This is a genomic window from Rhizobium rhododendri (assembly GCF_007000325.2).
Classification (GTDB): domain Bacteria; phylum Pseudomonadota; class Alphaproteobacteria; order Rhizobiales; family Rhizobiaceae; genus Rhizobium; species Rhizobium rhododendri.
In genome coordinates this window covers 435,207-447,735 of sequence record NZ_CP117267.1, presented here as the reverse complement: position 1 = coordinate 447,735, position 12,529 = coordinate 435,207, and the positions used below count along the sequence as shown (strand labels likewise).

Here is a 12,529-nt window from a genome sequence, read left to right as displayed (position 1 = left end):
ATGACTGACAGTGCCAAGCCGGATGTGTCCGACTACTCGTTCGAAAAGGCTGTTGCCGAACTCGAAAGCATTGTCGCGCGGCTGGAACGCGGCGACGTGGCGCTGAACGAATCCATCGAGATCTACGAGCGCGGCGAAGCCCTGAAGAAGCATTGCGAAGCGCTGCTCTCCGCCGCCGAAAACCGCATCGAAAAGATCCGCCTGGACCGAGCCGGCAAGCCTGTCGGCGTGGAGCCGCTGGACAGCCAGTAAGGCCTCCGACGGCATGCGAACCGGCATCCACCGATCCAGTGCTGCAATTTGCAGATCTGTCGGCGGGGCGGACCGTTGCCTTATACGACAGGCGCGCTGCGTGCGGCAAAGTTCTGCTGGGCGCGCAACGGATGAGCGGGTAATCTGCCGTCACCGACAGGAGATTCCGATGTCCTTTTTCCCCGGCAAAGACCCTCTTCCCGGCGATGCCCGTGCCTCCGATGCCATTGAGCAGCTGATCATTCCGCGGACCGCCGATATCGGCGGTTTTTCCGTGCGGCGGGCTCTGCCGACGAGCCGGCGCCGGCTGGTCGGGCCGTTCATCTTCTTCGACCGGATGGGACCGGCGGTGCTGCGGGGAGATCAGGCGATGGATGTCCGGCCGCATCCCCATATCGGGCTGTCCACGGTCACCTACCTGTTCGACGGCGAGATCCGCCATCTCGACAGCCTTGGCACCGAGAAGATCGTCCGGCCGGGCGATCTCAACCTGATGACAGCAGGCCGTGGCATCGTTCACTCCGAGCGGACGCCCGACAACCTGCGCGGCCATCCGCTGTCGATCTCGGGCGTGCAGACCTGGCTTGCCTTGCCTGAGGACAAGGAGGAGATCGACCCATCCTTTTCGCACACCGACAAAAGCGCCATGCCTGTCATCGACGGCGACGGCGCCTCCGGGCGGGTGATCATCGGCAACTTCGACGGCCTGGCATCGCGGGTGAAGGTGTTTTCCGACACGCTTTATGTCGACCTGGCACTCGAGCCCGGCCGTTCGTTTCCCTTTGGCGCCGACCACGAGGAACGCGCCGTCTATGTTCTGTCGGGCGCGCTGATGGTGGCTGGCGACCGTTTCGAGGCGGATCAGCTGCTGGTCTTTCGCCCAGGCGACGCGATCACGCTGACGGCTGCCGAAAAAGGCTGCCACCTGATGCTTTTCGGGGGTGCGGCACTCAGTTCGAAACGCTATATCTGGTGGAATTTCGTATCGTCCTCGAAGGAGCGCATCGAACAGGCGAAGGAAGAGTGGCGCACCGGCCGCTTCGATATCGTCCCTGGCGACGAGGAAGAATTCATTCCGCTGCCGGAAGGCTAACTCGCCCCGCAGGCCGAAGGGGACCAACTTGCCGCAGCCCCTTGAAACGGCTTCTTTCGCAACGATCTATTTTCGGGTATGGCGGGCCGCCCGTCCAAGAACATAAGAAGAGGCTCCAGCCTGTGACATCATCGCCCAAGACGCCGCTGCTGGATCAGGTCGACTTTCCCGCCGACCTTCGCAAGCTGGAAGACCGAGACATGCCGCAGCTTGCGCGTGAAGTGCGCGACGAGATGATCGATGCCGTGTCGCGCACCGGCGGCCATCTCGGTGCTGGCCTCGGGGTTGTCGAGCTGACGATTGCCATCCACAAGGTATTCGATACGCCGAACGACCGGCTGATCTTCGACGTCGGCCACCAGTGCTATCCCCACAAGATCCTCACCGGGCGCCGCGACCGCATCCGTACACTGCGCCAGGAAGGCGGGTTGTCCGGCTTTACCCGCCGGGCGGAGAGCGAATACGATCCCTTCGGCGCGGCCCATTCCTCAACGTCGATCTCGGCCGGTCTCGGCATGGCGGTGGCAGCCGAACTGGACAACACCGCCCGCAAGGTGATCGCCATCATCGGCGATGGCGCAATGTCTGCCGGCATGGCCTATGAGGCGCTGAACAATGCCGGCGCGCTGGACGCACGGCTGATCGTCATCCTCAACGACAACGACATGTCGATCGCGCCACCGACGGGCGCCATGAGTGCCTATCTGGCGCGGTTGGCATCTGGCCGGACGTATATGGGCATGCGGGAAATCGGCAAGAAGCTGACTGCGTATCTCGGCAAGAACGTCGACCGCGCTATCACCCGCGCCGTCGAGCATGCGCGCGGATATGTAACGGGCGGCACGATGTTCGAGGAGATGGGTTTCTATCACATCGGCCCTATCGACGGGCATTCGTTCGAGCACTTGCTGCCGGTGCTGCGCAATGTCCGCGATAATGCTCAAGGGCCGGTGTTGATCCACGTCGTGACACAGAAGGGCAAGGGCTATGCGCCGGCCGAAGCTGCCGCCGACAAGTATCACGGCGTCAACAAGTTCGACGTGATCACCGGGACGCAGGCCAAGGTGAAGCCGAACGCACCGAGCTATACCAGCGTCTTTGCCGACGCCCTCGTCCAGGAGGCAAAGCTCGACGACAAGATCGTCGGCATCACCGCCGCCATGCCGAACGGCACCGGCCTCGACAAGCTGGCGGAGATCTTTCCGAAGCGCTGTTTCGACGTCGGCATCGCCGAGCAGCATGCCGTGACCTTTGCCGCGGGTCTTGCCACCGAAGGCTTCAAACCGTTTGCGGCGTTGTATTCGACCTTCTTGCAGCGGGCCTACGACCAGGTGGTGCACGATGTGGCAATCCAGGGGCTTCCGGTGCGCTTCCCCATCGACCGGGCCGGCTTCGTCGGCGCCGACGGGCCGACCCATGCCGGTTCGTTCGACACCACTTTCCTTGCCACTCTGCCCGGCTTCGTGGTCATGGCCGCGTCCGACGAGGCGGAGTTGAAGCATATGGTACGCACTGCTGCCGCTTATGACGACGGTCCGATTTCTTTCCGCTACCCGCGCGGCGAAGGTGTCGGCATCGAAATGCCGGAGCGTGGTGAGATCCTCCAGATCGGCAAGGGCCGCATCGTCAAGCAGGGCTCGAAGGTGGCGCTGCTGTCGTTTGGGACGCGGCTGGCCGACAGCCTGCTGGCCGCCGAGGATCTCGATGCTGCCGGCCTGTCGACGACGGTCGCCGATGCGCGCTTTGCAAAACCGCTGGACCACGACCTGATCCGCCAGCTGGCCCACCATCACGAGGTGCTGATCCTCATCGAGGAAGGTTCCGTCGGCGGCTTTGCAGGCCATGTGCTGCAGTTCCTCGCTACAGACGGCCTGCTCGATATCGGCCTGAAGATCCGCTCGCTCGTCATGCCAGACATCTGGATGGAGCAGGCCAAGCCCGAGGCGATGCTCGCCTATGCCGGTCTCGACCGCGCCAACATCGTCCAGACTGTCTTCAAGGCGCTCGGACGCCCGAATATTGCCGGCATCGCCGGCTGATATGGAAGGCAAGCGCTCCGATCAGCCGGCGCGGTAGAGAACCATCCCGGCGTGGTGCAACACGCCGTCGATGAAATCGCCATCGGCCGTGAAGCCGGTATCGTCCCAGTATTCGATGTGGGTGCCGCTTACCTCGTAGCGGCCACGGTAGGCGCTTTCGCGCTGTCCACGGGCTTCATCGTAGCGGTTGTCCGGGAGAAGACGGTGTCGGATGAGGCCATCGGCAGTCATCCACAAGCCGACATAGGGATGGGACATTGTCCGGACCTCATCGTTGCGTGATGGATCTGTCGTCATGCTGCGGCCGTCGGTCGGACGACGATCTCGCTCGTGTCGACATCCCCGGGCTGGGCGATGACATGATGAATAGCCCGGGCGATGGCTTCGGGCTTCAACGCAATGCTGCGATAGGCGACCATGGCTTCGGCCGTGGCTGGGTCAGTTATCGTATCCGCGAGTTTCGACTCGACAACGCCCGGATAGACGCAGGTGACGCGCAGCTTGGTGTTTTCCTGCCGCAGGCCGTCGGAGATAGCGCGGACGGCATATTTCGTGGCGCAATAGACGGCGGCTGTCGGCGACACCGCGAGTCCACCGATCGACGAGACGTTGATGATCTGCCCGGTCTCCTGCCGGTTCATGATCGGCAGCACGGCAGCGATGCCATAGAGAACGCCCTTGATGTTGACATCGATCATGCGGTCCCATTCCTCGACCTTGAGCAACGCCATCGGCGACAGCGGCATGATCCCGGCATTGTTGACGAGCACGTCGATACGACCGAATGCCTCCATGCCGGCCGCAACGAAGGCGTCCATGTCCCTGCGGCTAGTGACATCGAGAGCCTGCAAAAGCACCGTTCCGCCGCTGGCTTCGATCTCTGCCTTCAGCGTGTCGAGCCGGTCCTTGCGTCTTGCCCCGATGACGACGCGGGCGCCTGCTGCGGCGAGTTCGATGGCCACGGCTGCGCCGATGCCGCTGCTTGCGCCGGTGATCAGAACCACCTTGTCCCTGATGCCTGTCATTCAAATGTCCTTCCAGCAAAGAGACGACGGAATTGCCGTCTTTGTTGGCCACAACCTGACTTCAAGACCAAGATGGCGGTAGACAGCTTTTCCGAATTTCTTGCACGATCCTCCGAAAGCGCCCCCTTGGTCTTGGCAACAAGCTTTCGCCGGGACATAGTGCGACTATGGAAACCATTGCCGAACTCGCAGGATTGATCAACCGCCACGCACCGGAAGACGGCAGCTACGATACCGCCATCCCCCGCGTCGGGCTGATCCGCTGTTCGGCCGAAACGGAGCCCGTCCACACACTCTATCGGCCCTCCTGCTGCATCGTTGCCCAAGGTCGCAAGCGGGCCGTGATCGGCGAGACCAGTCTTGTCTACGACGCGGCTCATTATCTGGTCGTCGGCATCGACCTGCCCGTCATCGGCGCCGTGATCGAGGCAAGCGCCTGCGAACCGTATCTCTGCTTCAAGCTCGAGTTCGACGCCGGTATTCTCGCGGAGATGGTGTCGACAACACCCACGCGCGTCGACAACGCCCCGGCAGCCCGCCTCAGCGCCACGACGCCGAAGCTCATCGATGCTGTTGCGCGGATGCTGATGCTGCTGGACGAACCGGAGGATGCGGCGGCGCTGGCACCGCTCGTCGAACGGGAAATCCTCTATCGCCTGCTCGGCGGGCCGCAGGGCGCCATGCTGCGGCAGATTGCCAATGGCGAAAGCCGCCTCAACCAGATCGGCCGCGCCATCGACTATATCTGCCGGAACTTTCAAGCACCGTTTGCAATCCAGGATCTCGCCAATATCGCCGGCATGAGCCCGTCGTCATTCTACGAGCATTTTCGAACGACGACGGAGATGAGCCCGCTGCAGTTCCGGACGCAGATCCGTCTTCAGGAGGCACGGCGGCTGATGATGATCGAAGGACTGACAGCGGCCGAAGCTGGCTTTCGGGTGGGCTACGACAGCCCTTCCCAATTCAGCCGCGATTATCGCCGCACCCACCGGGAGACGCCCCGGCGCGACGTGGCACGGATGCGTAGCACCGCCACACCCGCCGCGCCAAACTAGAAAGGGCGATGCTGCTGCACCGCCCTTTTCGTTGAACTCGGATTTATCAGCCAGTTCTCAGAATTCTTCCCAGTTTTCCTGAGCCGGGGCGCTGGCGGTGGATGGCTTGCCGCCGCTGAGGGCTTTCGCGAGCGTCTGCCCAAGGGCTCGTGCCGGCGAGGTTACCGCGCGGGTGCGGTCTGTGGCGGCGCTAATTCTGGACGCAGCGGGCCTGGGCGCCGTCGCAGGCTTCGGAGCGAAGGCGGCGGGCTTCGATATCTGTGGGTGGCGGCCCTTGCTTAGCCTGAACTGGCGGAGGAGGTCGTCGAGGGCGCTGGCTTCGCTTGCGAGCGAATGGCTTGCAGCCGTCTGCTCCTCGACCATGGCCGCGTTCTGCTGGGTGCCCTGGTCCATGGCGTTGACGGCGAGGTTGATCTCCTGAAGGCCGGTCGACTGTTCGCGGGTCGAGATGACGATCGCGGCGATGTTCTGGTTGATCTCGCGGACCTCGGAAACGATCGCCTCCAGTGCCTTGCCGGTTTCACCGACGAGCGCCACGCCGGCATTGACCTGCGTACCCGACGTGTTGATCAGCGCCTTGATCTCCTTGGCAGCTTTTGCCGAGCGCTGGGCGAGTTCGCGGACTTCCTGGGCGACGACGGCAAAGCCTTTGCCCGCCTCGCCGGCACGCGCAGCTTCGACACCGGCGTTGAGAGCCAGAAGGTTGGTCTGGAAGGCAATGTCATCGATGACGCTGATGATGTTGCTGATTTCGCCCGATGATTTTTCGATCTCGTGCATCGCCGAAACCGCCTTGCGGACGACGTCGCCGGAGCGCTCGGCGCCAAGGCGGGCGCGCTCGACGAGATGACCGACGTCTTCGGCGCGCTTGGCGGAGTCGCGCACGGTTGTCACCACCTGCTCGAGGGCTGCGGCCGTTTCCTCCACCGATGCTGCCTGCTGTTCGGTACGGCGCGCAAGATCGTCGGCGGCAGTACGGATCTCGTCGGCACCGGCACTGATGGCCGAGGCATTGTCGCCGACGGACTGCAGCGTCACGTCGAGCTTTTCAGCGGCATTGTTGAAGTCGATGCGGACGCTGTCGAATTGCGGGGCGAAGACCTGCTCGAGGCGGGCAGCGACATCGCCGCTTGCCAATGTCGACAGGCCGGCGGCCAGCGCGTCCATGGCGAAACGCAGTTCTGCCTCTTCGCGGGCCTTCTGGTCGTCGTCCATGTGGCGGCGTCGCTCGGCGTCGCTGCGCATGCGCTCGGTTTCACCGGCAAGACGCAGTTTCTCGATTGCGGCGTCCTTGAACACCAGCACGGCTTCGGCCATGCGGCCGACCTCGTCGCCGCGTCCCGAGCCAGGAACCTCGACGTTGTTGTCGCCGCCGGCCAGCCGACCCATGGCCGCTGTCATGCCAACGATGGGCTTGACGATGGTGCGCGACAGGAGAAAGGCGAGGATGGCGGCAGCGAGCGAAGCAACGATACCGCCGAGGATGAGCGTCCAGCTCAGGTCGCTGTTGGCTTTGGCCTGCGTCGCGGCCAGCACATCGGCCTGGCTGCGGGCGATCTGCTTGACCTTGGCTGCGGCATCGCGGAAACCGTCCAGCTGGCCCTTGGCTTCATTGACACCGATCTTGACGATCTGGTCGACCGGCATCTCGGTTTCCTTGCGGGCCTTCGCCTGTGGCTCGGCCAGCTGGTGGAAATAGAGATCGGCCGTCTTCTGCATGGTATCGAGGGCCTGTTGCATATCGGCATGGCCGCCGGCGACGTCCTTTGCAGCCGTGATGCTCTTCAGCATGCGGTCGCGGTTGGCGAAGAGATCGCCATAGGTGCTGTTGCTGCGGAACAGCAGGAAGCCGCGCAGATTGACCGCCTGCTCCAGCATGGCCTGCAGGGAGTCATCGACGAGGTTGACGAATTTCTGTGACTGCGCCTGTTCGGTGGCGGCTGCCGCCGAGACGCGTGCCTTCGAATAGACGAAGGCCGAGACGGAAACGAAAAGCAGAATGAGCGCGACGAACGTAATCGCCAGCTTGCCATTCAGAGAAAGATTTTTAGCAGACATCGCCAAGCGCCTCCTGAGCGCTGTCCTCAGAGAACATCCCTCGCGGCGCCATGGAACGCAGCGAGAGGTCAAATTGATGAAACATGATCGGATAGGCGCGACCTGGCAGATGCCATCATGGCGGGCTTGGCCCTCGAGGGGCCATCGCAATGGCCGCAACGTTAGCGCTCATAGCTTTCCAATCGTTTAACTTCGATAGCGCGATGGTTGCGCACCGAAGCACGATCCCCAAGCATTCCGGCAGACATTAAGACCGTCGCGGTCATCGGGGAGGTCGTCGCCGGGACTTCGTGATGCCAGTGCCTGTTTCGTTGGCGGGCAGCTGATGACGCAGGCGGATTCCGGGCCGGCAGGCGTTGGAAACAGGCGGAGATCGGCTTGAGACATATAAAAAGCTTGCAACTGATGGCATTGGCGGTCATGGACAGGCCATGTCAGAACAATTTCCTCCCCAGTACCGCCTCGATCAGCTTGTCCTGTCGCGAGGCCTCGTGGCTAGCCGATCCCGCGCCCGTGACGCCATCCAGCGTGGCACCGTCAAGGTCGACGGCAAGGTCATCACCAAGGCAAGCATGACCTTTGCCGACGATGTCGTGCTCGAAATCGACGATCCCGCACAGGACTACGTTTCGCGCGCGGCGCTGAAGCTGGTCGCGGCGCTCGACCATTTCAAGCTCGATCCGGCCGGTCACGACTGTCTGGACGTCGGCGCATCCGCCGGCGGCTTTACCGAAGTACTGCTGCAGCGCGGCGCCGCACATGTCACCTCCATCGATGTCGGCCATGGCCAGATCCATCCGCGCGTCGCCGGCGACGAGCGTGTCACCAGCATCGAGGGCCTCAACGCCCGCTACCTGACATCGGACGATATCGACAACCGCGCCATCACCTTCATCGTCTCCGATGTGTCGTTCATCTCGCTGAAGCTGGCGCTGGTGCCGGCCCTCGAGCTTGCCGAAGCCGGCGCCTTCTGCGTGCTGCTGGTCAAGCCGCAGTTCGAGGCCGGCCGCGAAGCCGTCAGCAAGGCCGGCCTGTTGAAACTACCGGAAACGGCGCCCGACGTGGCTGCCGACCTCGAGCGCTGGCTGGTCGACGAAATGGGCTGGGAAACGCTTGGCCTTATCCCCTCGCCGATTGCCGGCGGCGACGGAAACCATGAATTCCTATTGGCGGGACGCAAGCCATGAGCGCCGAAACAGTTACCATCAACAAGCTTGGCGGCCAGGGCGATGGTATCGCCCATGATGCCAACGGCCCGATCTTCGTGCCCTTCACCCTGCCTGGCGAGAGCGTCGCGATTGCCCGGATCAAGGACAAGGGTACGTTGATGTCCATCCTCAAGGCGTCGCCCGACCGGCAGGAGCCGCCGTGCCGGCACTTCGGTCCCGATGGCGTCAACGGCACCTGCGGCGGCTGCACGCTGCAACATTACGCCGATGTGCCTTACCGGGCGTTCAAGCGGCAGCTGGTAATCGACGCGTTGAAGTCGAAGGGACTGACGCCTGACGTCGACGACCTGGTGGCGGCCCATCCGGGCCAGCGCCGGCGCGTGGTGTTTGCCGCACGCCGCACCGAGAAGGACGTGCTGATCGGCTTCAACCAGGCGGACAGCCATCACATCGTCGCCATCGAGGAATGTCCCATCTCGTCACCGGATATCGTCGGCAAGCTGCCGGCGATCCGCATGGTGGCAAAGGCGCTGTCGATCAACGCAGAAGCTTTCCGCATCAGCGTGCTGGAAACGCTGGCCGGCCTCGACATCGCCGTCGACGGCATCAAGGCGCTCTCGGACGAACAGCGTCGCGCCGCCATCGAAACCATCCTGTCGCTTCGCGGCATCGCCCGCATTTCGCTGAACGACGAAATCATCCTCGAGAAGACCAAGCCGATGATCGATTTCAGCGGCGTGCAGGTCTCGCCACCGCCCGGTGCCTTTACCCAGGCGACCAAGCAAGCCGAAGACGTGATGGCCGATCTGGTTGTCGCCCATATCGGCAAGGCCAAGCGCATCGTCGATCTGTTCGCCGGCTCCGGCACCTTTGCGCTGAGGCTTGCCCGTCTCGGTCGCGTCCATGCCGCCGAATCCGACGGCAAGGCGCTGGCGGCCCTCGATCTTGCCGCCCGCACCACGCAGGGTCTGAAGCCCGTCAGCACGGAGCGTCGCGACCTTTTCCGCCGGCCGCTGATGACGGCGGAGTTCAAATATATCGACGCCGTCGTCTTCGATCCGCCGCGCGCGGGCGCCGAAGCGCAGGTCAAGGAACTGGCGCGCTCGGCGGTCAAGAAGATCGTCGCGGTCTCCTGCAATCCGCTGACCCTGGCGCGCGACCTCGCCATTCTCGTCGAGGCCGGCTATCGCATCACCAAGGTAACACCGATCGACCAGTTCCTCTGGACATCCCACGTCGAAGTGGTGGTCTCGCTCGAGAAGTAAGCGAGATTTCGTCCTGGCTCAGCGTTTGAAGAAGCCTTCGAACGCGGCTCGGGCTTCTGCGGTGCGCAGTTGCGCTTCAAAATAGCCCGCCTCCTCGGCGATCCGCGCCGTGATATCCTGTTGATGGCCGCGCAGCAGGTCGCGGGCGATTTTCAGGGCGCCGGGCGGCTTGGCGGCCAGTTTTGCCGCGACCGCCAGTGTCTCCTCCTCGAGAGCTTCCTCTGTTGTGACCTTCCAGATCAACCCGTCGCGCCGTGCCTCTTCCGCCGTTAGCGGTTCTCCGGCGGCCAGCAGCGCGAAGGCGTGCTGGTATCCCATCAGCCGTGGCGCGATGAGGCTGGAGGCTTCCTCCGGCACCAGCGCCAGATCGACGAAGGGCGTACGAAACATGCTGCGTCCGGACGCCAGCGTCAGGTCGCAGTGCATATGGATTGTCGTGCCGATGCCGATGGCCATGCCATCGACGCCGGAGACCAGCGGCTTGTCGAAGCCGGCGAGCGCGTTGAGGAAATCGAGCACCTCCGTGCCCATCGCTCCCCCCATGGCAAAGGCCAGAAAGTCGGACATGTCGTTGCCGGCGGAAAAACATCCGGGTTGCCCAAGGAAGACGACGACGTGAACGCTTGCCTCCGCGCTCGCCACCTGCAGGGCCTCGGTCATGGCAGCATACATGGCGCGGGTGATGGCATTCTTCTTTTCCGGCCGGTTGAAGCGGAGCACCCGGACATCCGGCATGGCTTCCGGGGTTTCGATCAGGATATGGTCCGTCATGAATGGCTCCTCATTTAACAGGTCATGTCAGCAGGGCGCGCGCGGCAATGAGGCTGTCAGCACCGCGCATCACCTGGTCTTTCAACGCTGCGGTCTCAGGGAGCAGGTTTTTTGCAGCAAAGCGGCAAAGTGCGATGCGCGCCTCACCCTCCCCGTCGTCGGCCACGGCCATCCCTCCCTTGGCGAGATAGCAGCCTGATAGTACCAGCCCGAACAACCGCAGATAGGGTGTCGCGCCGGCAAGCGCCTCCTCGATGCGGTTGCCGGCCTGCGCTGACAACAGCCATTCGGTTGCGGCCTCGATATCCGCAATCGCCATTCGCAACCTGTCCGCCGTCGCCCCGAAGAGCGGCAATCCAGAGGCCGCGACACGCTCGCAAATCGCCTGCAGTTCGCCGATCAAGCCGCGCACAGCCTGGCCGCCGTCCAGCGGCAGCTTGCGGGTGACGAGGTCGATCGCCTGAATGCCGTTGGTGCCCTCATAGATCGGCGCGATACGGGCGTCGCGCCAAAGCCTCGCGGCACCGGTCTCCTCGATATACCCCATGCCGCCATGCACCTGGATGCCGAGCGAGGCGACGTCGACGCCGCAATCGGTGGCAAAGGCCTTGGCGATGGGGGTGAGCAGCGCGGCACGGGATCGCCAATGGTTTGTGTCCATGCCTGCATGGGAAAGATCGATCGCGTGGGCGCAGGCGTAAGTGATGGCGCGGGCACCCTGTGTCAGCGCCTTCATCGTCAGCAGCATGCGGGCGACATCGGGATGATCGACGATCGGGCTCATCGATCCACCATGATGTCCCGCCGCCCGCCCCTGCCGGCGCTCGCGGGCATAGGCGACGGCCTTTTGCGTGGCGGCTTCGCAGACACCGACCCCCTGCATGGCGACGGCGAGCCGCGCATTGTTCATCATCGTGAACATGCAGGCGAGACCCCGGTTTTCCTCGCCGACCAGCCAGCCGATGGCGCCGGGCGTCTCGCCTAACCTGCCATCGCCGTAGATCATGGTGCAGGTCGGCGAGCCATGGATGCCGAGCTTGTGCTCTAGCGAGTGGCAGAAGAGATCGTTGCGGGCACCGAGCGACCCGTCCGCCCCGACGAGGAACTTCGGCACCAGGAACAGTGATATGCCCCGCGTGCCCGGGGGAGCATCGGGCAACCGGGCGAGTACCAGATGGATGATGTTGTCGGCGGCGTCGTGATCGCCCCAGGTGATGTAGATCTTCTGGCCGAAAATGCGGTAGCTGCCGTCCTCGTGGCGTTCTGCACGGCTGGTCAGCGCCCCGACGTCGGAGCCGGCGTGCGGCTCCGTCAGGTTCATGGTGCCGGTCCATTCGCCGGAGATCATGCGGGCGAGATAACGATCCTTCAACGCCGGACTGCCATGGGCCGACAGGGCCTCGATGGCGCCCATCGTCAGCGTCGGCGCCAGGCCGAAGGCCATCGATGCGCCGTTCCACATTTCCAGCGTGGCGACATTCAGCATTTGCGGCAGACCCTGACCGCCGAATTCCGGCGATGCCGTCAGGCCGTTCCAGCCGCCGGCCGCCCAGTCGCGATAGAGTTTCGGCCAGCCTTTGGGGAGAACGACTACGCCGTCGACCAGTCGCGCGCCCTCGGTGTCGCCGATGGCCGCCAACGGTACGATTTCGTTGTCGGTGAAGCGGGCTGCCTCCTCAAGGATGGCGTCGGCGAGATCGGCACTGAGATCACCGACCGAGCCAATTTCGATGGCCTGGTCCAGCCCGGCCACGTGGCGAAGCGTGAACGCGATTTCCGCGACAGGCGCCTTGTACATT

At 63.6% G+C, this 12,529-nt stretch carries 11 protein-coding genes; 6 read left to right on the top strand and 5 right to left on the bottom strand.

The genetic code is table 11. The annotated features are described in order from the left end of the window. The 3 genes from PR018_RS02155 to dxs all read left to right on the top strand — a co-directional run bounded on the left by PR018_RS02155 (nt 1) and on the right by dxs (nt 3,384). Nucleotides 1-252 (top strand): exodeoxyribonuclease VII small subunit, encoded by a 252-nt coding sequence (locus tag PR018_RS02155; protein ID WP_111217733.1) that lies wholly within the window; start codon nt 1-3, stop codon nt 250-252. Nucleotides 253-421: 169 nt separating this feature from the next. Continuing rightward, on the top strand, nt 422-1,345 hold the full coding sequence (locus PR018_RS02150; protein WP_142824180.1) for a pirin family protein: 924 nt from the start codon (nt 422-424) through the stop codon (nt 1,343-1,345). 122 nt (nt 1,346-1,467) lie between these two features. Beyond that, complete coding sequence (dxs, locus tag PR018_RS02145) at nt 1,468-3,384, top strand: 1-deoxy-D-xylulose-5-phosphate synthase (protein WP_142824179.1); 1,917 nt, start codon at nt 1,468-1,470, stop codon at nt 3,382-3,384. A gap of 21 nt (nt 3,385-3,405) precedes the next feature. Here the strand turns inward: dxs and PR018_RS02140 are convergent, their stop codons facing one another. Further along, nucleotides 3,406-3,681: an Atu4866 domain-containing protein gene (locus tag PR018_RS02140; RefSeq protein ID WP_142824178.1), complete on the bottom strand. Its 276-nt coding sequence runs from the start codon at nt 3,679-3,681 to the stop codon at nt 3,406-3,408. After that, nucleotides 3,678-4,409, bottom strand: a complete 732-nt coding sequence (locus PR018_RS02135) for an SDR family oxidoreductase (RefSeq protein ID WP_142824177.1) — start codon at nt 4,407-4,409, stop codon at nt 3,678-3,680. The genes PR018_RS02140 and PR018_RS02135 overlap by 4 nt, the downstream gene beginning before the upstream one ends. 167 nt (nt 4,410-4,576) lie before the next feature. Between PR018_RS02135 and PR018_RS02130 the strand changes: the two genes are divergently transcribed. Further along, nucleotides 4,577-5,467: an AraC family transcriptional regulator gene (locus PR018_RS02130; protein ID WP_142824176.1), complete on the top strand. Its 891-nt coding sequence runs from the start codon at nt 4,577-4,579 to the stop codon at nt 5,465-5,467. A 57-nt stretch (nt 5,468-5,524) separates the two neighbouring features. On the opposite strand, the gene PR018_RS02125 is transcribed toward PR018_RS02130, so the two are convergent. Further along, the gene (locus PR018_RS02125) at nt 5,525-7,525 is read right to left on the bottom strand and encodes a methyl-accepting chemotaxis protein (protein ID WP_142824175.1); all 2,001 of its coding nucleotides are present in this window, start codon (nt 7,523-7,525) and stop codon (nt 5,525-5,527) included. 431 nt (nt 7,526-7,956) lie between these two features. Here PR018_RS02125 and PR018_RS02120 point away from each other — a divergent pair, with 431 nt between their 5' ends. Then, nucleotides 7,957-8,712 (top strand): TlyA family RNA methyltransferase, encoded by a 756-nt coding sequence (locus PR018_RS02120; protein ID WP_142824174.1) that lies wholly within the window; start codon nt 7,957-7,959, stop codon nt 8,710-8,712. Then, on the top strand, nt 8,709-9,959 hold the full coding sequence (locus PR018_RS02115) for a class I SAM-dependent RNA methyltransferase (RefSeq protein WP_142824173.1): 1,251 nt from the start codon (nt 8,709-8,711) through the stop codon (nt 9,957-9,959). The genes PR018_RS02120 and PR018_RS02115 overlap by 4 nt, the downstream gene beginning before the upstream one ends. An 18-nt stretch (nt 9,960-9,977) precedes the next feature. On the opposite strand, the gene PR018_RS02110 is transcribed toward PR018_RS02115, so the two are convergent. Then, nucleotides 9,978-10,730, bottom strand: coding sequence for a crotonase/enoyl-CoA hydratase family protein (locus tag PR018_RS02110; protein WP_142829215.1), 753 nt, complete (start codon nt 10,728-10,730; stop codon nt 9,978-9,980). 22 nt (nt 10,731-10,752) lie between these two features. Then, nucleotides 10,753-12,528, bottom strand: coding sequence for an acyl-CoA dehydrogenase family protein (locus tag PR018_RS02105; RefSeq protein ID WP_142824171.1), 1,776 nt, complete (start codon nt 12,526-12,528; stop codon nt 10,753-10,755). Nucleotide 12,529 lies beyond the last annotated feature (1 nt).

Bases quoted from the DNA above. Each gene is read 5' to 3' on its own strand.
- PR018_RS02155 (WP_111217733.1), top strand. From the start codon at position 1: ATGACTGACAGTGCCAAGCCGGATGTGTCCGACTACTCGTTCGAAAAG.
- PR018_RS02150 (WP_142824180.1), top strand. From the start codon at position 422: ATGTCCTTTTTCCCCGGCAAAGACCCTCTTCCCGGCGATGCCCGTGCC.
- PR018_RS02140 (WP_142824178.1), bottom strand. From the start codon at position 3,681: ATGACGACAGATCCATCACGCAACGATGAGGTCCGGACAATGTCCCAT.
- PR018_RS02135 (WP_142824177.1), bottom strand. From the start codon at position 4,409: ATGACAGGCATCAGGGACAAGGTGGTTCTGATCACCGGCGCAAGCAGC.
- PR018_RS02130 (WP_142824176.1), top strand. From the start codon at position 4,577: ATGGAAACCATTGCCGAACTCGCAGGATTGATCAACCGCCACGCACCG.
- PR018_RS02125 (WP_142824175.1), bottom strand. From the start codon at position 7,525: ATGTCTGCTAAAAATCTTTCTCTGAATGGCAAGCTGGCGATTACGTTC.
- PR018_RS02120 (WP_142824174.1), top strand. From the start codon at position 7,957: ATGTCAGAACAATTTCCTCCCCAGTACCGCCTCGATCAGCTTGTCCTG.
- PR018_RS02115 (WP_142824173.1), top strand. From the start codon at position 8,709: ATGAGCGCCGAAACAGTTACCATCAACAAGCTTGGCGGCCAGGGCGAT.
- PR018_RS02110 (WP_142829215.1), bottom strand. From the start codon at position 10,730: ATGACGGACCATATCCTGATCGAAACCCCGGAAGCCATGCCGGATGTC.
- PR018_RS02105 (WP_142824171.1), bottom strand. From the start codon at position 12,528: ATGTACAAGGCGCCTGTCGCGGAAATCGCGTTCACGCTTCGCCACGTG.